General features: G+C 46.4%; 21 protein-coding genes. All 21 read left to right on the forward strand.

What is annotated here, in order from left to right; genetic code table 11:
• The first annotated feature begins 74 nt into the window (after positions 1–74).
• The 21 genes from yabP to folP all read left to right on the forward strand — a co-directional run bounded on the left by yabP (position 75) and on the right by folP (position 23,033).
• Positions 75–359 carry a sporulation protein YabP gene (yabP, locus tag MHH50_RS00295; RefSeq protein WP_036678773.1) on the forward strand — a complete coding sequence of 95 codons (285 nt, stop codon included), beginning with the start codon at positions 75–77 and terminating at the stop codon, positions 357–359.
• The gene (yabQ, locus tag MHH50_RS00300; RefSeq protein ID WP_076186815.1) at positions 356–919 is read left to right on the forward strand and encodes a spore cortex biosynthesis protein YabQ; all 564 of its coding nucleotides are present in this window, start codon (positions 356–358) and stop codon (positions 917–919) included. The genes yabP and yabQ overlap by 4 nt, the downstream gene beginning before the upstream one ends.
• A 24-nt stretch (positions 920–943) precedes the next feature.
• Positions 944–1,279 (forward strand): septum formation initiator family protein, encoded by a 336-nt coding sequence (locus tag MHH50_RS00305; protein WP_076130075.1) that lies wholly within the window; start codon positions 944–946, stop codon positions 1,277–1,279.
• Positions 1,280–1,403: 124 nt separating this feature from the next.
• Entirely contained in the window at positions 1,404–1,904 is a 501-nt protein-coding gene (locus tag MHH50_RS00310) for a S1 domain-containing RNA-binding protein (RefSeq protein WP_036678766.1), read from the forward strand.
• 343 nt (positions 1,905–2,247) lie between these two features.
• A complete protein-coding gene (gene spoIIE, locus MHH50_RS00315) occupies positions 2,248–4,755 on the forward strand; it encodes a stage II sporulation protein E (RefSeq protein ID WP_076130076.1) in 2,508 nt (835 codons plus the stop codon).
• 662 nt (positions 4,756–5,417) lie between these two features.
• Positions 5,418–6,164, forward strand: a complete 747-nt coding sequence (locus tag MHH50_RS00320; RefSeq protein ID WP_038568031.1) for a VWA domain-containing protein — start codon at positions 5,418–5,420, stop codon at positions 6,162–6,164.
• Entirely contained in the window at positions 6,148–7,092 is a 945-nt protein-coding gene (locus MHH50_RS00325; RefSeq protein ID WP_094902328.1) for a serine/threonine protein kinase, read from the forward strand. The genes MHH50_RS00320 and MHH50_RS00325 overlap by 17 nt, the downstream gene beginning before the upstream one ends.
• A 36-nt stretch (positions 7,093–7,128) precedes the next feature.
• Positions 7,129–8,571, forward strand: a complete 1,443-nt coding sequence (gene tilS / locus MHH50_RS00330; RefSeq protein ID WP_076303348.1) for a tRNA lysidine(34) synthetase TilS — start codon at positions 7,129–7,131, stop codon at positions 8,569–8,571.
• A 46-nt stretch (positions 8,572–8,617) separates the two neighbouring features.
• Complete coding sequence (gene hpt / locus MHH50_RS00335; RefSeq protein ID WP_036678757.1) at positions 8,618–9,157, forward strand: hypoxanthine phosphoribosyltransferase; 540 nt, start codon at positions 8,618–8,620, stop codon at positions 9,155–9,157.
• Positions 9,158–9,266: 109 nt separating this feature from the next.
• On the forward strand, positions 9,267–11,321 hold the full coding sequence (gene ftsH / locus MHH50_RS00340) for an ATP-dependent zinc metalloprotease FtsH (RefSeq protein ID WP_036678755.1): 2,055 nt from the start codon (positions 9,267–9,269) through the stop codon (positions 11,319–11,321).
• A gap of 259 nt (positions 11,322–11,580) precedes the next feature.
• Positions 11,581–12,519 (forward strand): quinolinate synthase NadA, encoded by a 939-nt coding sequence (gene nadA, locus MHH50_RS00345; protein ID WP_036678753.1) that lies wholly within the window; start codon positions 11,581–11,583, stop codon positions 12,517–12,519.
• A 39-nt stretch (positions 12,520–12,558) separates the two neighbouring features.
• Positions 12,559–14,175 (forward strand): L-aspartate oxidase, encoded by a 1,617-nt coding sequence (gene nadB / locus MHH50_RS00350; protein ID WP_076130078.1) that lies wholly within the window; start codon positions 12,559–12,561, stop codon positions 14,173–14,175.
• A complete protein-coding gene (gene nadC / locus MHH50_RS00355; RefSeq protein ID WP_340033834.1) occupies positions 14,165–15,040 on the forward strand; it encodes a carboxylating nicotinate-nucleotide diphosphorylase in 876 nt (291 codons plus the stop codon). Before nadB ends, nadC begins: the two co-directional genes overlap by 11 nt.
• Positions 15,037–15,804 (forward strand): type III pantothenate kinase, encoded by a 768-nt coding sequence (locus MHH50_RS00360; protein WP_076186821.1) that lies wholly within the window; start codon positions 15,037–15,039, stop codon positions 15,802–15,804. The genes nadC and MHH50_RS00360 overlap by 4 nt, the downstream gene beginning before the upstream one ends.
• A 47-nt stretch (positions 15,805–15,851) precedes the next feature.
• Positions 15,852–16,736, forward strand: coding sequence for an Hsp33 family molecular chaperone HslO (gene hslO / locus MHH50_RS00365; protein ID WP_036678742.1), 885 nt, complete (start codon positions 15,852–15,854; stop codon positions 16,734–16,736).
• A gap of 9 nt (positions 16,737–16,745) precedes the next feature.
• Positions 16,746–17,690 (forward strand): peptidylprolyl isomerase, encoded by a 945-nt coding sequence (locus MHH50_RS00370; RefSeq protein ID WP_081390648.1) that lies wholly within the window; start codon positions 16,746–16,748, stop codon positions 17,688–17,690.
• A 141-nt stretch (positions 17,691–17,831) separates the two neighbouring features.
• Positions 17,832–18,770, forward strand: coding sequence for a cysteine synthase A (gene cysK, locus MHH50_RS00375; RefSeq protein ID WP_036678737.1), 939 nt, complete (start codon positions 17,832–17,834; stop codon positions 18,768–18,770).
• A gap of 339 nt (positions 18,771–19,109) precedes the next feature.
• Positions 19,110–20,723, forward strand: a complete 1,614-nt coding sequence (locus MHH50_RS00380) for an anthranilate synthase component I family protein (protein ID WP_340033835.1) — start codon at positions 19,110–19,112, stop codon at positions 20,721–20,723.
• Entirely contained in the window at positions 20,720–21,301 is a 582-nt protein-coding gene (pabA, locus tag MHH50_RS00385) for an aminodeoxychorismate/anthranilate synthase component II (RefSeq protein WP_036678733.1), read from the forward strand. Before MHH50_RS00380 ends, pabA begins: the two co-directional genes overlap by 4 nt.
• Positions 21,298–22,179, forward strand: coding sequence for an aminotransferase class IV (locus MHH50_RS00390; protein ID WP_076280237.1), 882 nt, complete (start codon positions 21,298–21,300; stop codon positions 22,177–22,179). The genes pabA and MHH50_RS00390 overlap by 4 nt, the downstream gene beginning before the upstream one ends.
• Positions 22,176–23,033 (forward strand): dihydropteroate synthase, encoded by an 858-nt coding sequence (gene folP / locus MHH50_RS00395; protein ID WP_340033836.1) that lies wholly within the window; start codon positions 22,176–22,178, stop codon positions 23,031–23,033. Before MHH50_RS00390 ends, folP begins: the two co-directional genes overlap by 4 nt.
• The last annotated feature ends 17 nt before the right edge of the window (positions 23,034–23,050 follow it).

Below are 23,050 nucleotides of genomic sequence, written 5' to 3' on the forward strand. Positions count from 1 at the left end.
ATTTTAGTGGATTGGAATGTTCTATAACTTCTTCTACTGCCATAGATTAGAGGTAAGAAGGAGGGGTACATGCTATGATCGAGCCAGGAAAGGTAAATAAACAGCATGATCTGCACATGCGCAGTCGTAAACAGCTAGAGTTGACGGGCGTGCAAAATGTGGAGAGCTTTGATAGCGAGGAATTTTTGCTTCGTACAGAACTCGGCCATCTCACCATTCGCGGGAATCATTTACATATCAAAAATTTAAGTCTGGAGAATGGACTGTTGTCCTTGGAGGGCAATGTACATTCCCTGATTTATCTAGATCCCGGATCGCAGGGCAAAAATAAAGGTCTACTCGGTAAGCTATTTAAATGAATCCTGCAGTTCAGTGGCTGACGCTGTTCTACATGATATTGGCCGGGGTGACAATGGGACTGGCCTATGACAGCTACCGGGTGCTGTCGCTCAAGTTCAATTTTCCCAAATGGCTGAATGCCATGCTTGACCTGCTGTATTGGCTTTGTGCTGCTTTGTTTGTTTTTAGAATGCTCTATGCCGGAAATCAGGGGCAATTGCGATTTTATGTCTTTTTAGGTTTATTTCTAGGAATATGGATCTATTTTTTGATCTTCAGTGTTACGGTGCGGCGTTTTGTGTTAATGTTAATTCAATCGGTTCAGTATATGTGCAGATTGCTATGGAGACTTGTGGAGATTCTAATAGGTAAACCTCTTCGCTGGCTTTGGCGCCTTATTATAGGGTTGCTAGTGCTGCTAGGTCGTATTCTATTATTCATCCTTAAGCTTCTGCTGCGTCTAACGAAGCCAATTTGGGTATTACCAGTAAGGTGGATTTCTCCATGGTTATCTCGGCTTAAGCATAGCGCCTGGATCGTGAAGATTACTGGATGGATTACCAAATGGCGGAAACGCTGACCTTTGAATTAGGGGGTACGCTGCATGAACAGATTCACTGCGGAAGAGAAAAGTAATCCCAGCAAAAATTCGGCCGCAGGCGCGAAGAGAAGAAGAGTCATGTGGATTCTCTTTGTGGCAGTATTTTTTGGCTGGGCGGGTTATACTTACTTCAATCAAAGTGCGGCAATTACGGACAAGGGCGAGCAACTCGCCAAGAAACAAAAGACTAGTGAGAGTGTCACAGCATCTTTGAATCAACTGAAATATGAAGTGTCCAGACTTAATGATGATGAGTATATTGGCCAATTAGCGCGTAAATGGTACAATATCTATCCTCAAGGGGAAACTCCTATTCGAACAGAGCAATCAGAGCAATAATACTGGCTAAAAGAGGCTTTTACTCTGTTGCCTTGCTTTGCTCTTTACTGTATAATCAAATCACCGCAGACAGGATGACCTTAATATTCGTCTGTATATTTTTAAGGGAGGATCATTTTATTCTATGGCAATTGAAGTGGGCACCAAGTTAGAAGGCAAAGTGACAGGCATCACGCATTTCGGAGCATTTGTGGATCTGTCAGGAGGTGTCACAGGTCTCGTTCACATCTCGGAAATCGCCGATAATTACGTCAAGGATGTTAACGATCATCTGAAGATTAGTGATGTAGTAACCGTCAAGGTGATCAACGTCGATAAGGACGGCAAGATCGGACTTTCCATTAAGCAGGCTGTTGACAAGCCAGCATCGGAAGTACGTCCGCCTAGAGCTCCAAGACCAGAACGTCCTAGCGGCGGAGACCGTTTCGGCGGCGGTGGCGGCAGTGGTGGAGGCGGCGGTGGATTCAATCGTGAACGGGGTGGGCGTCCATTTAAGCCTGCAGCCGGTAAACCTTCATTCGAGGATAAAATGTCGCGATTCCTGAAAGACAGCGAAGAACGGATATCTTCGATTAAGAAGAACACAGAAGGAAAGCGCGGAGGCCGTGGAGCCAAACGCGTATAATCCAATACCTGTACATCATAAATAACCGCAAGGGCATTTCGCCCTTGCGGTTTTTTTGTCGTGTCATATAAACTTGCCGACAGCATCCATGTCATTCTCACATAACTCTAGGGCAATCGCTGGCGAATGACCGCCAGGCTTGCGCCTAAAACTGCACTGGAAACAAGCTTAAGGAGAAGCAACCTACTGCGCCGCAAGGGATCGATCTATTTTTTTAGGAATAATGAACAAAGGCTTTTTTGTCGGAAATTTCTTATGACTGTCCCTCCATTTCTGACAAACTTTCTCAAATGACCCGCTATATAATGAGAACCATAAATTCTTAAACGGGTGGTGTAGGGAAATGAGTAAAAGCAATGTGGTGAATTTGCCAGAGTGGACAAGAGTGGGAAGCGAAGATAAGAAGCAGAGACAAGCCTTAGGCACGCGTATTATAGCTTGGGGTCAGAAGCAGCGATATATTCAGCTTATTACAGCGAAGAAGTGGATGCTTCTGTTAAGCTTTATGGGGTTTCTGCTAGGTAGAGCTATGATTCTGGACGAGCTGTCCCCTTTTGCTGTCGCATATTTTGCCGTCATTGTGTTTATGCGTCGAGACTCTATGTTACCTGTAGCAGGTGCTATTATAGCTGGAAGTCTCTTCACTCCGTTTCCGGGTGCCTTGGTTACTACGGCTGAACTAATTATATTTTTTCTTGTTTATAGAGGGCTTGAAAGTTTCGAACGAATAGATTTGTCTTATGCACCCCTTATGGTATTCGTATCCTCGTTTATGGTTGGCCTGTTCAAGATTGTTCTCGGACCGTCTCTTTCCTGGTACCCCTTTATGATGACAACTCTGGATGCTTTACTTGGGTTTGTTCTTACCCTTGTGTTCATTCAGGCACTTCCTCTACTAACTTACAAACAAAAGAGCAGATCGCTGAGGAACGAGGAGGTTTTATGCCTTATTATTCTGTTAGCCTCCGTAATGACAGGCCTTGTGGGCTGGACCCTTAATGGTTGGTCATTAGAGCATATATTGTCTCGTTATTTAATTCTGCTCTTTGCCATGGCGGGGGGCGCTCCCCTCGGTGCAGCTGTTGGGGTGGTGACGGGGTTGATCCTCAGCCTGGCCGATATCAGTGCTATCTATCAGATGAGTCTGCTTGCTTTCTCCGGAATGCTAGCGGGAATGATGCAGGGTGGGCGAAAGGGTGCGGTATCTATTGGCATGTTGCTAGGATCAACGATCCTTTCCGTCTATTTTACGGGTCCGGGTGATATGATGGCCTCAACATGGGAGACCTGCGCAGCAATAGTGCTGTTTCTAATAACGCCTAAGGCGATGATATCGGCGATTGCAAAATATGTACCGGGCACGTCAGATCATAGCCGATCTCAACATGAATATGCCCGCAGGGTCAGGGATCTGACTGCAGAACGGGTCACTCAATTCTCACAGGTATTCCAACAGCTCTCCAGTAGCTTTGGTCAGATTCCACGTGCCGGAGAAGTGGGCAAATCGGATCGTGAAATGGAAGATTTTATGAATACGGTCACAGAAGGCGCCTGTGCTGGATGCATTCGCCGTACCCACTGCTGGGATGCAAAATTCTATCAGACATATAGATACATGACAGATATGATGACAACTGTTGAGGAATGCCCTGATATTACGGCTGCTCAGCTGCCACCGGAATGGAGCCGTATTTGTGGCAAAACCGGAGAAGTGCTTGAGGTCATGAAGGGACAATATGATCTCTACCAACATGATATGCGGTGGAAAAGACAAATATACGATAGTCGCCAATTTGTTGCCGAGCAGTTGTCAGGCGTGTCACAGGTTATGGAAGACTTGGCCAAGGAAATTAAGCGTGAGGGACAGGCCATGTATCGGCAGGAAGCGCAAATCCGCGAGGCTCTTGAGAAATTGGGACTGTCTATTCATGGCATTGAAATTTTAAGTCTGGACCCAGGACGCGTAGAAATAGAAGTAGTGCACGCTTATAATCGCGGTTTTGATGAATGCCGTAAAATGATTGCCCCACTCCTCTCCGACATTCTGGATGAGAATATTGCTGTCATGAGTGAGACGGCGGTTCATCCCCGGGAAGGACTCTCGATGGTTACCTTTGGTTCAGCCAAAGCCTTTGAGGTAAACACGGGTGTGGCAGTTGTTTCTAAAGGTGGAGATATGCTGTCTGGCGATAGTTTCAGCACCGTAGAGCTTGGAAATGGCACCTTTGCAGTATCCATTAGTGATGGTATGGGGAATGGTGAGCGGGCAAGGATGGAGAGCAGTGCCGCACTCGGCATGTTAGAAAAGCTGCTGCAATCCGGAATGGATGAGAAGCTGGCTGTAAAGTCGGTCAACTCAATTCTTTTATTACGCTCCCCTGATGAATTCTATGCTACTGTGGACATGGCTTTAATCGATCAATATTCTGCGCAGACAACGTTTATGAAGATTGCTTCAGCACCAAGCTTCATCCGGAGGGGGAGTGAGGTCATTCCAATAACCTCTAGCAATCTGCCGATAGGAATCATTAAAGATATTGATGTGGATTTAATCAGTATGCAGCTTCGCCCCGGCGATATTTTAATTATGATGACCGATGGTATTTATGATGCGCCTGGATATGCCGTTAATAAGGAGATATGGATGAAACGGATGATCCAAGAGCTTGAGGGTGATGATCCTCAGGATTTAGCGGACAGCCTGTTGGAGAAAGTGATCCGTTATCAGGGCAATGAGATCCTTGATGACATGACTATTGTCGTCAGCCGTCTTGATCATTTCCATCCGGAATGGTCCAGCCTGCATATGCCGGGCATCGGCCGTATGGAGCGTCCGCGTACGGTAAGTTAGTTATTTTAGGTTTAGTAGGTTTTAATGTTGGGTACGCGCGAAGCGTCGTATTGCTTGTATAGTTTAAGGCACGTGCAAGATATCGTGCTGCTTGGGGGGGCACGCGCGAAGCACCGTGTTGCTTGTATAGTTTAAAGCACGTGCAAGATATCGTGCTGCTTGGGGGCACGCGCGAAGCACCGTGTTGCTTGTATAGTTTAAAGCACGTGCAAGATATCGTGCTGCTTGGGGGCACGCGCGAAGCGTCGTGTTGCTTGTGAGTTTGTAGCACGCGTAAGGCGTCGTGCTAATGGAGGCAGTCGAGGCGAGTCCGTGATGTGTAACTCGCCGGCCTCTACTATTCTCGTTTCAATGGTCGGTTGACTTGGGGCGGAATCTGTAGATCTAAACTGTTTACTAGTGAAGGTATGGAACGGAGAGAAAGTTTGGAGCTGTAGAAGCGGAGCGTTCGCCTTTGTCCTCGGATTCCAACCGCGTGAGGCGGTTCTAATCAAGGAATCTGAGGACAACAGCGATCGAAAGCCCAAACATTTCTCGCAGTTCCACTATTCACTACCCCCCCTATTTGATCGAAATTCCCCCACTTAATATCGACCGTTTGAAATCTCTCATTTCTGGATATGCTAGAAACAGAGGTTCAAACAAAGGGGGAGTTGAGGGTTATGAAGCAAATTATGCTCATTACTGACGGTTGTTCGAATGTAGGAGAAAGTCCGGTGTTGGCAGCGGCGCATGCCCTGCAGGAGGGAATCACCGTAAATGTGGTCGGTGTAGTTGATTATGGTACGATCGGTGAAATCGGCAGCCGGGAGATTGCTGACATTGCCAAGGCCGGGGGAGGCCTTAGCCGAATAGTCGGAACACCACAACTGGCGCAGACGATTCAGATGATGACACGCAAGACCGTGGTTCAGACGATCCAGCAGGCGGTTAATAAAGAGGTAAAAAAGATACTAGGCGACGGCTCACTGGATCAGCTGCCTCCTGTTCAACGTTCACAGGTTGTTACAGTTGTAGATGAACTGACAGAAACAACGCCGCTGCGCATTGCACTTCTTATCGATGCCAGTGCCAGTATGAAGCCTAAACTGGGTGCTGTGGAAGATGCAATCCGCGATTTGGCACTCAGTTTAGAAGCACGGGAAGGCAAGAGTGAGATCGCTGTGTTTCATTTTCCCGGAAATAACAGCAGTGAAGATGCCAAGCTTGACCTGGATTGGACGCATGACATGTCAGGTATTCGTACGCTATTCTCTAAATTACACATGAGAGGCGCAACACCGACTGGCCCAGCTATTTTCAAGGTGCTTGAACATTATCGTTATGATACACTGGATGAACATCGTGGACGCCGACTAAGCGATGACCACGACGAAAGAGAAGGGATGATTGGTGGGTATGTCGTCTAATCCGTCCTATCCTACTGGTACCTTAATTAACGGCAAATGGCGGGGTAACCGTTATGTCGTTGAGCGGATGCTGGGAAGGGGCGCGAACGGAACCGTATATCTTGTGCAAAGAGAAGGCAGACGGGAAAGGTACGCGCTAAAAATCGGATACGATACACTTGAACTTCAATCGGAGATCAATGTACTGACCTCGCTGCAATCGCGACGAAAGCGGAATGAACATCGGGCTCGTCGTGAGAATCCATTGTCTTCTTATTTTTTGGAAGCGGATGATTTTGCGAATGGGGATAATATCCCCTTCTATGTGATGAGGTATGTTGAAGGCAAACCGCTGCATCATTTTTTATCGAAAAACGGTCCCGATTGGTTAGGCCTGGTAGGTCTTGGTCTGCTTGAAAAGCTGCGCACACTGCATGAATGTGGATTTGTGTTCGGTGATTTGAAGCCCGAGAACGTCATGGTATCTAAATACGGTGAAGTGGAACTGATCGACTTTGGGGGCACAAGCCCTATTGGTCGTAGCGTGAAGCAGTTTACCGAATGGCATGATCGTGGTTTCTGGAATGCGGGCAGTCGAATCAGCGATGAGGGTTACGATCTTTTCGCATTTGCTGTGCTGTGTCTTCGTTTGCTCAATGAAGAAGGGCTCAAAAAGGCAGCCTTACAGCTGCCGCAGACGAGAAGTGTGGACGAATTATTTAAGCTGGCTAGAAATTTACCCAATAAGAAACTATCCTCCTGGATTTGTATGGCGTTAAAAGGGGGGTTCTCAGGCTCTGCGGATGCTACTGAGGTCTGGCGAAACCATATTTATAACTCGCGCAGAAAGCGCCCGGATAGTATGGACACCCCCCGGTGGTTAAAAAATGCATTCGCATTGTCTTTGTTTTTGCTCGCCTTTACGATTTATTGGGTATTCCGTTTTTGAACTCATACATATAGTTGGAGAGAGAGGGGGGCGCATATGGAGCAAATGAATGGACTGGTGGAGTCTGTATTGGAGTCAGCAGCCGAGCATGAGCTGTGGGCGCCCCATGACACCATTGTAGTCGCAGTTTCCGGCGGCCCGGATTCTGTGGCTCTTTTGCATGTTTTACATGAAATATCTTTAAAATTTATACCGCTTACCTTAATATGTGCTCATGTGAATCATGGATTTAGGCCGGAGTCAAAGGAAGAGGCAGAGCTCGTACGTGGTATGGCTGAAGAACTGGGACTGCCCTTTGAGTTTGCGGAATTCGATATTCCCTCCTTGGCTAAAGAGAGTGGACTTGGTCCTGAGGGTACTGCACGTGAGAAGCGGTACGAATTTCTGATTGATACGGCTCACCGATATGGGGCGCGTTCTGTTGCTCTGGCTCATCATGCTGATGATCAGGCAGAAACTGTAATTATGCGTCTATTACGCGGAAGTGGCTTATCTGGACTGTCGGGTATCAAGTGGAAAAGAACAGAAAAAAAGGTGGAACTCATTCGCCCATTCCTACGTATTAACAAAACAGCACTTTTAGGGTTATGCCAAAATGAAGGTTTCACTTATGCTGAGGATGCCACCAATCTGCTGACGAAATACAAGCGGAATGCCATTCGTTTGGAAGTTCTTCCTTTTCTGGAAAAGTATAATGGCAGAGTGAGGCAATCCCTCGTACAGCTTGCGGAAATTGCGGGAGCTGAAGATGAGTATATGGAGACGTCTGCGGCAAAATGCTTTGAAGAGCTAGTTTCGGAAGGGGATGGGAAATACACCTTTAACAGAGCTTCATTTGCTGCCATACCCTCCGCTTTACAACGGCGTTTGATTAAACTAATATTAAATTATCTGTCGGCGGATTTATCTGCCCTTGATTTCCCCAAGATTGAAGCTGTACGTCGGGGAACGCTGCAGAGCTATCCCACCACCTGGAGCTTGGATTTGGGTGGAGGCCTGACTTGTGTGCGGCAATATGATAGTATCTTGTTCTCGTCCAAGCCCACGACGCCACAGGCAAGCTATACATATCGTCTGTTTTTACCGGACTCTGAGCTTAAATTGGAGGAAATAGGTAAGGTGATGTCGATGGCGGTACTGGAGAGAGAAAACTTTTTTGTACAGGGGGAGGATTATGGGAAGATGTCGGCTTGGTTTGACCGTGATGAACTGGTCTTTCCACTGACGATACGATCCCGATTGCCTGGAGATACCATAAGGATCATGGGATTAAACGGAAGCAAAAAGGTAAAAGATATTTATATTGATGATAAAATACCTGCTTCCGAACGGTCATTGATTCCCCTCGTTTGTGATGGTTTGGGCAATATCGTCTGGATTCCGGGCGTAAGACGCTCGATGCATGCCGCAGTAGGGCGGCACACGACCTCCGTACTTCTATTGTCTCTGGCAGAGCTGGATGACCACGAAGTCACGTAATGGTCGAAGTAAGTCTTTCATAGTATAACTTAGGAGGTTTCGCAAGTTGCAAAACGATATTCAAGAAGTATTGATCACCGAAGAGGAACTTCAGCAGAAAATTAAGGAGCTCGGTCGAACACTGAGCGAAGAATACGCAGGTCGTACCCCTTTAGTAATTTGTGTACTAAAAGGTGCGTTTATATTTATGGCAGATTTGGTTAAAGCCATTACAGTACCTGTTGAGATGGATTTCATGGCAGTGTCCAGCTATGGAGCATCCACCAAGTCCTCTGGAGTAGTCAAAATTATTAAGGATTTGGATGTATCGGTAGAAGGCCGCGATATCTTGATCGTTGAAGATATTATTGACAGTGGTCTTACACTCAGCTATTTAATTGAGTTGCTCCGCAACCGGAATGCTGCTACTATCTCTGTGGTTACCTTGTTTGATAAACCATCAGGCCGCACTGTTAATCTTGAAGCCAGCTACACAGGCTTCGTGTTACCTGACGAATTTGTAGTAGGCTACGGATTGGATTATGCCGAGCGGTATCGGAACCTCCCATATGTTGGAGTACTGAAACCTGAGATTTATTCCAATTGAACTAAGGACTGCCTCGATCATACGGATCGGATACCCACAACTTCCTTTATTTGAGGTGTCCCAAGAGGCTATGGTACAATAACTTGAGTGTTGTGAGAGGAGGTAGGGGATGAATCGGTTCATCCGGAATTCTGGTTTTTATTTGATTTTATTTTTAGTCGTGGTGGGTATTGTCCAGTTTGTGAGCAATGGAAATGAAGCCGCCGATTTCCCTAGATACGACGAGTTACGGCAGGAGATCAAGAACAACAATGTGAAGGATTTGACGGTTCAGTTTGAGGGTAATGCCTTTCTGGTCACAGGTGAGTATAGAGAGCTGCCTGCCGATACTAAATCGAAAAGCTTCTCCACATATATTCCTCCTACAGATGCCGCTATCAATGAACTGATTCAAGCCAGTGATGTTAATGGGATTGAATTAACTCAGAAGAAAATGGAAGGTACCAGCATTTGGCTGACATTCCTTTCTTCAATTATCCCACTGGTAATTATGTTCATCTTGTTCTTCTTCCTGTTTAACCAGGCGCAAGGTGGCGGCGGTAAAGTCATGAATTTCGGCAAGAGCAAGGCTCGGTTATATAATGAAGAGAAGAAGAAAATCAGCTTTGAGGATGTAGCAGGGGCGGACGAAGAGAAGCAAGAGCTTGTCGAAGTCGTTGAGTTCCTAAAAGATCCACGCAAATTTGCAGCTGTCGGCGCACGTATTCCTAAGGGCGTATTGCTTGTAGGTCCTCCGGGAACAGGTAAAACATTGCTTGCCCGTGCGGTAGCAGGTGAAGCTGGCGTTCCTTTCTTTAGTATTTCCGGTTCTGACTTTGTGGAAATGTTCGTGGGTGTCGGTGCTTCTCGGGTACGTGATTTGTTCGAGAATGCTAAGAAGAATGCTCCATGTATTATCTTCATTGATGAAATTGATGCTGTGGGTCGTCAGCGTGGCGCCGGTCTTGGTGGCGGACATGACGAGCGTGAACAGACGCTTAACCAATTGCTGGTTGAGATGGATGGATTCGGTGGTAACGAAGGCATTATTATTGTAGCGGCGACTAACCGCGCTGATATACTTGATCCGGCATTGCTTCGTCCAGGACGTTTTGACCGTCAAATTACGGTTGACCGTCCTGATGTGAAAGGCCGTGAAGCTGTACTTAAGGTTCACGCTCGTAACAAACCGCTTACGAAAGATGTAAGACTGGATGTTGTTGCTAAACGCACAACCGGATTCACAGGTGCTGATCTGGAGAATCTGCTGAATGAGGCAGCTTTGCTAGCTGCACGTCGTAACCGTAAAGATATTTCCATGATTGAAGTGGATGAAGCTATTGACCGTGTTATCGTAGGTACTGAGAAACGCAGCCGTGTGATCAGTGACCGCGAGAAACGTATTGTAGCTTATCATGAAGCAGGCCATACTATTGCAGGTTACTTCCTTGAGCACGCCGATATGGTGCATAAAGTTACTATTATCCCACGCGGACGTGCAGGCGGATATGTTATTATGCTTCCGAAGGAAGATCGGATGATCGTTACCAAGCAGGAGCTTTTGGATAAGGTTACTGGATTACTTGGTGGACGTGTTGCTGAAGAATTGTTTATTGGTGAGATCGGTACGGGTGCATACAGTGACTTCCAACAGGCTACGCGCATCGTGCGTGCCATGATTATGGAGTACGGTATGAGCGATAAGCTTGGACCTATGCAGTTCGGATCTTCTCAAGGTCAAGTATTCTTGGGTCGTGATATTGGGCATGAACAGAATTACAGTGACTCCATTGCTTATGAGATTGATCAGGAAATGCAGAACTTTATTACTTCGAGTTACGAACGTTGTAAAGATCTGTTGATCAAACACTCCAAAGAAATGCACTTGATTGCCAATACATTACTTGAGAAAGAAACACTTGAGCTTGATCAGATCACACAACTGATTGAACAAGGATTCCTTTCCGAGGATGGTAAACCAGAGGGTGGCGAAGGTGTTGCCCATGAAGTTGGCGAGCCTGTCATCGACAATATCGGTGATGTGCGAGTTCGCATTCAAGGCAAGCCTGAGGATGAACAGTCCACACTTCCTGACCTGTCGAAGGATATCCCGAATAACCCTGATTCTGAGGGTAATGACGGTTCCGGTGATGACAACAAAGGTGGGGGCACTAGCCTTACCTAATTGGGTCCACCATTCATATGATGTAAATTTATCCGGAGAACGTAACTGTTCTCCGGATTTTTTATTTTAATTTTTAAGGGATTCTATGCCTTAAAGCCTGTCCAGTTACATTGACAGAGGCTGGAACGTTGTGTACATTAGTGATTAATATTACTTACTATTTATATCAGCATGTTCATTTTTTCACCATGATGGCGCATGCCATTTGATAACATCATGTCGGCGAAAAGCCGCGAGGATTTAAGGGGGAGAACAATCGGTGGAAGCTCTGGCGCTTGAGCGCAAGCAGGAACAGAATCGAGAACTTCGTATACGTCTTGAACAGCTTAAAAAGGAACGAAACGCAATCATTTTAGCTCATTATTATCAACGTGATGAAATTCAGGAGGTTGCCGATTTCCGGGGCGACTCTTTTTTACTCGCTCAGAAGGCTGCAGAGACAGATGCAGAAGTTATTGTATTCTGCGGTGTTCATTTCATGGGGGAAAGTGCAAAAATTCTAGCCCCGAACAAAACCGTCCTTATTCCTGATGAACGTGCAGGCTGTCCAATGGCAGATATGGTCAATGTAGACGGTTTGCGTAAGCTAAAAGCTCAACATCCAAATGCTAAAGTAGTCACTTATATCAACTCGTCCGCGGAGATTAAAGCAGAAACCGATATTTGTTGTACCTCTGCTAATGCTGTGAAAGTAATCGAATCCCTTGACGCCGAAGAGATTATTTGGGTCCCAGATAAGAATCTTGGTCAATATGTACAAGATCAGACGGGCAAGAAGCTGATTATTTGGGAAGGCTATTGCAACACTCACGACATGTTGACCGTCAAAGATGTAGTAGAAATGAGAGCAAAATATCCAGATGCGGAATTTGTAGTTCATCCAGAGTGTCGTCCTGAAGTAGTCGCCATGGGTGACTATGTAGGCAGCACTACATCAATTCTGGAGTATTGCCGGAAATCGGATCGTAAGCAATTTATCGTTGGAACGGAAGATGGTACCGGATATCAGCTTCGTAAGGATAGTCCAGATAAAGAATTCCATTTTGCTACCAAATTTCTTGTTTGTCCTAATATGAAAGTTAATAATCTAAAAAAACTGGTGAAATGCCTGGAGACGATGAAGCCACAAATCTATGTACCGCCTGCTGTCGCCGACAAAGCCAGAACATCCCTAGAGCGCATGCTACAAGTCCGGTAGCATGCGCTACTCTTTCGTTGAAACAGGTGAAAAGCGGTCATGATTCCACAATATTTGGTTGATTTTGATCTTCGGGATATTCCTACGGTAAAGACAGATTGTATTGTTATTGGTTCAGGGATTGCCGGGTTATTCACAGCTATTAAAGCCAGTGAAGATCGGCGTGTCATAATGATCACAAAGAAATCAGTAATGGAAAGTAATACTCGCTATGCACAGGGGGGGATCGCAGCTGTTATAGCTGAGGATGATTCCCCTGCTTACCACCGGCAGGATACCTTAATGGCCGGAGCAGGTCTTTGCTCCTCAACAGCTGTCGATGCACTTGTTAATGAAGGGCCGGAAGGCGTTCATGAGTTAATTCGCTTAGGAACTCTGTTTGATAAGGAAGATGGGGTACTGGCTTTGACTCAGGAAGGTGCGCACAGCCACCGCCGTATTTTGCATGCTAATGGGGATGCTACAGGTTATGAGATTGTTCGTGCATTGGCGGAACAGGTAGCCGAACATGAGAATATTGAGGTCTGGGATGATCATTATGTTATCGATCTCATCACTGAAGGTGGAGAATGTGTAGGCGCATTATTGCAACGGCCCGGTGGTGGAAGGTTGTTCCTGCAAGGGGATGCGACCATTCTGTGCTCTGGTGGAGCAGGACAATTATATCGATACACTACCAACCCAGAAGTAGCTACAGGAGATGGAGTAGCAATCGCCTATCGCGCTGGGGCTCATATACGAGATATGGAATTTATTCAATTTCATCCTACAGCACTTAGTTACCCGGGAGCTCCTAGATTTTTAATCTCCGAAGCTGTGCGTGGGGAAGGAGCAGTCTTGCGCAATATTAATGGAGAACGGTTCATGGAACGTTATCATGACCTGCTTGAGCTGGCTCCGCGGGATATTGTAGCACGAGCTATTGTAAGTGAAATGGAACATACTAAATCAACGTTCGTTTATTTGGATATTACACATGAATCTCCAGAGATGGTGAAGCATCGGTTTCCCACAATATATGAGACATGTATGGGCTATGGACTGGATATTACAAGTGATTGGATTCCAGTGGCTCCCGCTGCGCATTATATGATGGGGGGGATTAAGACCGATCTGAATGGAGAGAGCACCATCCCACGTCTGTTTGCTTGCGGAGAGGTTTCCTCCACAGGCCTGCATGGCGCTAACCGTTTAGCTAGTAATTCATTATCTGAGGCCATTGTATTCGGACAGCGTATTATTGATCGGATTCATGAGCTTTCCCCGCTGGACCGTGATGTTTTATCGGTTAACAGTAACGAGGGACGTGTAGATTCGCCAACTCAAGCTATTGTGGAACGTCGTTTGAAGCTACAGAAGGTAATGGTTCGATATGCCGGACTACGTCGTAACGAAGAGATGTTACTTAAAGGACTAGATGAATTAAAACGACAGCTGCCAATCTTTGGATCAGCATTGTCCAAACGTGAGGAATATGAATTTGCTAATATGCTGACCTGCTGTTTGCTTGTGACAGAGTCTGCTCTGGCACGGGAAGAGAGCCGTGGGGCGCATTACCGTGAGGATTATCCGCAGCGGGATGATGATCAGTGGCGTAAGCACCTGCTTCAAATTCGCGAACTGGGAATAGTGGAGGAATTAAGCGATGATGTTTAATGGTTACAATGAAGAGCTAGTACAATCCATCAAGGCTTGGTTGCGGGAAGATGTTGGTTCCGGAGATGTAACCACGCAGATGACGATTCCAGTGGGCCATGAGTCCAAAGGGATTATTCATGCCAAGGAAGACGGTATAATTTGTGGCATTCCAATTGCAGAGCTGGTCTTTGAAATTGTGGATCCGGCACTTAGTTTTACAGCCCTTGTCGAAGAAGGCCAAGCTGTAACTAAAGGGACAGTAATTATTGAGGTTGAGGGCAGCACACATGCGATTCTAACAGGTGAGCGGCTTGCGCTTAACTTGATGCAGCGTCTTTCGGGTATGGCATCACGTACAGCTTCTTTCGTGCAGGTGTTGGAGGGATTACCAACTCGTCTAGTGGACACACGTAAGACAACACCAGGTCACCGGATGCTGGAGAAATATGCTGTTCGTATTGGTGGAGGCTTTAATCACCGTTTTGGGTTATATGATGCAGTTATGATCAAGGATAATCATATCAAAGGCGCAGGTGGTATTCGGCAGGCTGTAGGTCGTGCCCGGAAGAACATCCCGCATACGATGAGCATCGAAGTGGAGACCGAGAATTTAGAGCAAGTCGAAGAGGCGCTGGCAGCAGGTGCTGATATTATAATGCTCGATAACATGTCTAACAATATGATGAAGCAAGCCGTGGCTAGGATTAAATCGAAAGCTCCGCATGTTAAGACAGAGGCTTCTGGCAATGTATCGTTAGAAACCTTACGCGGGATTGCTGAAACGGGTGTGGATGTGATTTCTGTCGGGCGCCTTACGTACTCCTTCTCCAGTCTGGATATCAGTCTAGACCTTAATGCCAAGAAGGAAGGGCCTTTGTCATGATGCTTGCTGTCGATATCGGTAATACCAATATTGTTCTCGGTGTATATAGAAAACGCGAATTGCTGCATCATTTTCGGCTAAGTACTGCGCGTCAATCGACCGTGGATGAATATGGAGTAATGATACACAATCTTTTTCACATGTCAGGTGTATCTGTCAAAGACGTTGAAGGTGTAATTATATCTTCGGTTGTTCCGCCACTGGTTAAGACTATTGAGGATATGTGTATTAAATATATAGGGAAAGACCCATTGATTGTTGGACCAGGGATTAAGACGGGGCTTAACTTACGTTATGAGAATCCGCGTGAAATTGGCGCAGACCGGATTGTTAATGCAGTTGCTGCGATTGAACAATACAAATGTCCACTTGTCGTTGTTGATTTTGGTACGGCTACGACTTTTGATTGCATTGATGCAGGTGCTAATTATCTTGGTGGGGCGATTGTCCCCGGTCTAGGCATTTCAACAGAGGCATTATACCAGCGGGCATCTAAGCTGCCGCGAATTGAATTGGAAAAGCCTAAAAAGGTCATCGGACGTAATACGGTGCACGCGATGCAGGCCGGGATTATTTTTGGTTATGCGGGTCAGGTTGAGGGCATTGTTAAACGAATTAAAGTCGAGATGAACGCTCCCGAACTGAAGGTTATTTCGACCGGAGGCCTCGCCTCGCTAATTGCGGGTGAAACGGACTGTATCGATGAAGTAAATCCTATGTTAACGCTAGAAGGATTAAGAATTATTTACGATCGTAACCAATAAAGATAAAGAAGCCTAAAAGGCGAAGAGATAGGAGGGCTATGCACCCAATGGAAAAAAAGAAGGATCGACTAATCCGCGGCACGGCTCTTAATGGTAAAGTGAGAGCGTTTGCTGTCCGCACAACTGAATTGGTTGAAGAACTAAGACGCAGACACGATACGTATCCAACGGCTACAGCCGCAATGGGACGTACAGTTACCGCTGCAGCCATGATGGGCGCTATGCTCAAGGGTAGTGAGAAGCTGAGTATTATGGTTAAAGGGAATGGACCGATCGGACAAATCGTTGCAGAATCCAATGCATTGGGAGAAGTGCGTGGTTATGTGCATAATCCTCACATTCATTTACCGAGCAATAGCATGGGGAAGCTGGATGTAGCTGGAGCGGTGGGAACTGAAGGGTTCATTGATGTTATAAAAGATTTAGGTATGAAAGAGCCGTACAGAGGTAGTATTCCTATTATCTCCGGGGAGCTTGGCGATGATTTCACCTATTATTTTGCGGTTTCTGAGCAAACTCCAGCTGCGGTTGGCCTAGGTGTACTGGTAGATACCGATGAGTCAGTAATTGTGGCTGGAGGATTTATTGTTCAGCTTCTTCCTGGTCTGACTGATGCGGAGATCACAGAGATTGAAAAAGCTGTAGGGGCGATGCCTTCTGTAACAGCGCTTCTCGATCAGGGGCTGGAGCCAGAAGAAATGCTGCGCTACCTGTTGCCGGATGCAGTGGTTATGGATGAACTGGATATTAACTTTGCTTGTCAGTGTTCGCGTGAGCGGGTAGAGCAGACATTGGTTAGCTTAGGACGGGATGAACTGGAGAGATTAATTGCAGAAGATGAACAGGCTGAAGTCGTATGCCATTTTTGCAATGAGGCTTATGTTTTCAATAAGGACGATTTACAGGTCATTTTAGAACAAGCGAATTCGTAGGGTATTGGGATGATGACGAGACAGGAACGTGCACTTCGCAATACGGTTATTATTCTAGCTGTTGCAACTTTAATGCTCGGGGGTCTATTATTCTGGAGTTTGCGCGCCATGGCCCTTCTTAAAGGAGATACAACAGACAATGAATCACCGGATGTAGCGACTGCAGGCGGACAACCGATAACGGATCAGCAGTGGATGGATGAGCTCAAAAAAAAGCATGGAGAAGAAGTGTTAATCAGTATGCTTAACCATATTGTCGTGAACATGGAAGCTAAGGCATTAGGAATTACCGTGACAGACGATGAGGTTAAGCAGGAACTGGCACGCACTATAGTTGGGTACGAATCAGAAGCGCAATATTATGCTCAAATGCAATCTCAGCTCGGATTATCTCGTCAGGAAGTGTTCGCAGAGACAGCTTATCGTCTGTCCTTACAAGCGATAGCCACGGTGGGCATTACAATCAGTGATGCCGATATAGATGCTTATTTAGAGCAAAATGCCGAGCGCTTCATTCCAAAAAAGGAAATGCAGCTTTCTATGATCAAGGTCTCATCCTATGAGGAAGGCCAGCAGGTAATGGATCGCTTGGAACAGGGTGAGGATTTCGCTGATTTGGCTAGGGAAGTGTCTATTGATGATGAGAGTCGGCAGCACGGAGGCAGCTTAGGTAAAGTAGAGGAAGACGACCCTTTTTGGCCAGAGGGAATGTTAAAGACTGCCGCTGGATTGGATGTGGGTGATATAGCCGGTCCGATCGAGACAGGGGAAGACTTCGCCATTATCCGCTTGGAGAGTATTCACTCTCCAGAAATGCCGGATCAGAAAGAAATTCGGGCGCTTGTACGTCAAGAGCTGGCTTTGGAGCAAGCCCCTCCCTTGCAGCAGGTGGAAAGCGATTTACGCAATAAATATGAGGTATCAATAAATATTGACAACAGCCTGCAAGATTGATAATATGATATTAACGTAAACCCTACCGTTTTAGTCGGAAATAACTGACGGTGGTCAACAATTTAAACTCCATACACAGAAGCATAAAGTCATAATTTACGTTCTTATATCGCATTTATCATTCTAAGGAGGTTTTTGCTCATGGCTAAAGTCGTTAACAACGTAACAGAATTGATCGGAGGTACTCCGCTCGTTCGTTTGAATCGTCTGGCACAGGAAGGCTCCGCAGATATTTATTTGAAATTGGAATATCAGAACCCGGGATCAAGCGTAAAAGACCGGATTGCAATCAGCATCGTGGAAGAAGCTGAGCGTGAAGGTCTACTGAAACCGGGAGGTACGATTGTAGAAGCTACTAGTGGTAACACTGGTATCGGCCTGGCACTTGTAGCTGCTGCTAAAGGTTATAAAGCAGTTATCGTAATGCCGGAAACAATGAGCTTGGAGCGCCGTAATCTCCTTCGCGCATATGGAGCGGAATTGGTGCTGACCCCAGGATCGGAAGGTATGAATGGTGCGGTTAAGAAAGCAGACGAAATTCTGAAAGAAAACCCAAGCTATTTCCCATCCGAGCAATTCAAGAATAAAGCGAACGTGAAGATTCACCGTGAGACTACTGGACCTGAAATTATTGACGCTATTGAATCCATCGGCGGTCCTTTGGATGCTTTTATTGCAGGTATCGGAACAGGCGGAACGATCACTGGTGCGGGTGAAGTGCTGAAAAGCCAATATCCTGATATTAAGATCTATGCTGTAGAACCTGCTGCTTCCCCAATCTTGGCTGGAGGCAAACCAGGTCCTCACAAAATCCAGGGTATCGGAGCTAACTTCATCCCTGAGATTCTGAACCAAGATATCTATGATGAAATCATCCACGTTGAGAATGATGAAGCTTTCGAAACTGCACGTCGTGTAGCTAAAGAAGAAGGCGTCTTGTCTGGTATTTCTTCAGGTGCTGCTGTATTTGCCGCTCTTAAAGTAGCTAAAGATTTAGGCCCTGGCAAAAAAGTAGTAGTCATTATCCCAAGTAACGGCGAACGTTACCTGAGCACACCACTTTACAATTTCGAAGCGTAATTGTTTGCAATAACGTAAATCTATAAGAGTCTTCATACCACTTTTTTGGTGGTGATGGAGACTCTTTTCGTTGATTTAAAAGGCATTTGGTTCTGTTCATATATGAAGGACCAGACGTGGTGATTTTATTATTGTTGAAAAAAGCTCTGGTTTTTGCAGAAAACGAAAAAATCATAATAATTTCCTATCGCTGAGGGCTTTTCAATCATGCCTTAAGTACAGTATACTGACAGGCAATATACTACTGACGATTGGACAAAACTAAGCAAATGCTTACGAAGCGAGTTTTATTGCGAAGTGATGTCTACGAAGTAATGGCTTCATAAAACTTTTAGGAGGATGGCTTTGGAAATCATAACAACCTGGAACGAGTGGGAACAATGGGCTGCTGAAGACTGGAGCATGTTTCCCTTGATTATAAAATCCCCCCGGTGCACCAACGAATTACCCACGTCCTGGGAGAAAGCCTGGGAGTTAGCTTCCCAGTATTCTGTAGTTTTAGAAAGTGGTAAGGGTGGCCGTTATACGTACTTGGGCTTAAATCCTGTTTCGCTATTGAAGGGCAAGGAGGATAACGCGGAAGTATTTAGCTTCCCTACTGAATCTTTGGAATCAGCATCAGTGAACGAGGAGAGGACACCTGAGGCAACAACACTGCATGGACAACCGCTGGAGCTACTGCAGCAATGGATGTCGGATTTTACGTCGCCTAAGTTAAAGGATGAAGATGTTCCTCCTTTCTCTGGTGGATGTATTGGATTCCTTGGTTATGATGTGGTTCGTTCTTTGGAACGGTTGCCTTCTTTTGCCCAAGATGATCCTGGTTTTCCTGATTATCTTTTTATGAGGTTTGACGAGATATGGATTTATGATCACGAAGAGCATGTGCTGTATTGTGCTGTCCACGTTCCAGTTCCAGCAGACTGTGGGCTGGAGGATCTGCAAAATCTCTATCTTGGCAGTATAGAACAGGCTGGACAAATGGTAGAGCAGTGGCAGCTGATATCTTCAGCTGCAGGATTGGATGATGAGGCCGTGGGCAGCATTGAGGCCCTTACAGTTTCATCAGGAGAGTGGCCGGGCATGGCCTCGGCTTTCTCGCCTGAGAAGTTTCAGCAGGCAGTGCTGGACGTTCAGGAATACATCCGCCAAGGCGATGTCTTCCAAGTGAACCTCTCGCTGCGCCAGGAGGCGCAGCTGAAGTCCTCGCCGGAGGATGTTTACGAGTGGCTGCGCAAGCTCAACCCGTCCCCGTACATGGGGCTCTTGCGGTCGCCCGGCTTCGCGCTGTCTAGCGCTTCACCGGAGCTGCTCGTCAAGCTGCATGGGGACAAAGTGAGCGCCCGGCCCATCGCCGGCACCCGGCGCCGGGGACTCACTCCCGCGGAGGATGCCGCCATGGAGGCGGAGCTTCGCGGGAGCGAAAAAGAGATCGCCGAGCATATCATGCTTGTCGATCTGGAACGCAACGACATCGGACGTGTCGCTGCATACGGTTCCGTCAGCGTGCCGGAGCTGATGACGGTGGAGCGCTACTCTCATGTGATGCATCTCGTTTCGCAGGTAGAGGGCCAGATTGCGCCGGATAAAGACGCTTATGCGGTTATCGCAGCTTTATTCCCGGGGGGAACCATCACAGGGGCTCCCAAGGTAAGGACAATGGAGATTATCGAAGAACTGGAGCCGGTTCGACGTGGACCCTATACAGGTTCGATGGGTTTTATTGACTATAACGGCAATATGGAATTAAATATTATTATAAGAACGCTGGCTGTAAAAGACGGGGTCGGATATATTCAGACAGGTGCCGGCATAGTGATCGATTCCGATCCCTACCGTGAATACCGTGAATGCCATAATAAAGCCAAAGCGGTAGTGAAGGCAGTACTCTGTAGTGAACTGCAGCAGGAATTGCCAGCTACCAGCGGAGCCGAAGGGGGAGTAGCACTGTGATCTTGGTCATCGATAATTATGATTCCTTTACGTATAACCTCGTACAGTATTTAGGTGAGCTTGGGGAAGAGGTTAAAGTGCACCGCAATGATGAAATTACCATCGAAGAGATTGAAAAGCTGGCACCTGACCATATTCTGATTTCACCAGGCCCATGTACGCCAAATGAAGCGGGAATTAGTCTGGAATTGTTGCATCATTTCAAGGGGATCATTCCGATCTTCGGCGTATGCCTTGGACATCAAGCGATTGGACAAGCATTTGGTGGCAATGTCATCCGTGCTGAGCGTTTGATGCATGGGAAGACATCGCCTATTTACCATAACGGGACCTCAGTTTTTGAAGGTCTGGAGTCTCCATTTACAGCTACCCGATATCATTCACTGATTGTAGAGCGGGAGAGTCTCCCAGATTGCTTGGAGATTACGGCTGAGACTGAAGAGGGGGAGATTATGGCATTGCGCCATAAAGAATACCCTATTGAAGGTGTGCAGTTCCACCCGGAATCTATTATTACGGATCATGGTCATACGATGCTGCGTAATTTCTTGAAACGGAGAGCCGGAGAAACGGCATGAAATATATAGGATTTAACAATGGTGTCATTGACGCCCGAGAAGCCGTGGTTTCTGCCTTGGATCACGGCTTTTTGTACGGCATTGGCTTGTTCGAAACCTTTCGGACCTATGGGGGAGTTCCCTTTTTGCTGGAGCGTCATTTGAAGCGTATGGCAGAGGGGTGCAAGGAACTGGGCATTCCATTTGAGGCAGAAGCGGCACATCTACTTGACTGGATTAAGCGCGTTATGGACAAAAATGAATTAAAAGAAGCTTATATACGCTATACCGTAACAGCTGGTGAGGATATTCTCGGATTACCTGCTGGTGATTATCAAAAGCCCAATCATTTGTTGTACATCAAAGCGCTGCCGAAAGTACCAGATAAGCTTTACAGTGAAGGCAAAGAACTGCAGCTGTTGTCCTTGCGCCGTAATACTCCTGAGGGAACAGTGCGATTCAAGTCGCTGCATTATATGAATAACATTCTGGCTAAGCGTGAGCTTAGAGGGTATGCTTCTGCGGCAAATGGTGCTGAAGGACTAATGCTGACGGCAGAAGAATTTATTGCGGAGGGCATTGTCAGCAACATCTTTTTTATTAAAAACAACAGGCTCTATACCCCAGATCTCACCACAGGCATTCTTCCGGGAATTACCCGGGAAATGGTGCTGGAGCTGGCTCTTAGTGCAGGCCTTAGTGTTGAAGAAGGAACATATCACTGGGAGCAGTTGAAAGCTGCTGATGAAGTGTTTCTTACCAATTCCGTACAAGAAATTGTTCCTGTTACCGGGGTGTGGCACGGAGATGCAAGATTTACTATAGGTACTGGCCAGTGTGGAACAATTACTGCTGGCTTGATTTCATTATATAGAGATAGGACGGCGATTGCGAAATGAGACCAGTCCTCTTTAAGCGGACATACCGTTGTGGAAATACAGACTTGGAGTTAGGAAATCGAACATTGATTATGGGCATCCTTAATGTTACCCCTGATTCTTTTTCAGATGGAGGACTTTGGGATCATCCGGAAAAAGCCGTTGAGCATGCGCTGCGTATGGCTGCAGAGGGTGCTGATATTATTGATATCGGCGGTGAATCTACTCGTCCTGGTCATCAACCGGTGGGACTTGAAGAGGAGTTAGCCCGTGTATTGCCTGTGATCGAGAGTATTCATAAGGCGGCACCTCATCTTCCGTTATCCATCGATACCTATAAAGCTGAGGTAGCCCGCCAAGCTTTAGGTGCGGGTGCTCATATCATTAATGACATATGGGGTTGTAAGGCCGATCCGGAAATGGCGGCAGTGGCCGCTGCTGCTGACTGTCCTATTATTTTGATGCATAACCGGCAGGACCGTAATTATACGAATCTGAGTGCGGATATGTCGGCTGACCTTAAGGAAAGTATAGATCTTGCGTTAGCCGCAGGTGTTAAGCCGGCCAATATCATATTGGATCCAGGTATCGGCTTTGCTAAGGATTATAATGAAAACCTGCAGGCAATGATGCTTTTAGACGGGTTGACTGAGTTAGGCTATCCGTTGTTACTGGCGACATCCCGCAAAAAATTCATCCGCACGGTACTTGATTTGCCGTCTGATGATGTTGTGGAAGGCACTGCAGCTACAGTAGCTTTTGGGATAGCTCAGGGTTGCCAGATCGTCCGTGTACATGATGTATCTCTGATTAAACGAACGGTTAAGATGTGTGATGCGATGTTGTATGCTGCACCTCCAGTGGTGCGTGAATAGCTATATTTTACGAAAAA

The organism is Paenibacillus sp. FSL H3-0302 (genome assembly GCF_037982245.1).
In the GTDB taxonomy this organism is placed as follows: Bacteria; Bacillota; Bacilli; order Paenibacillales; family Paenibacillaceae; genus Paenibacillus_AQ; species Paenibacillus_AQ odorifer.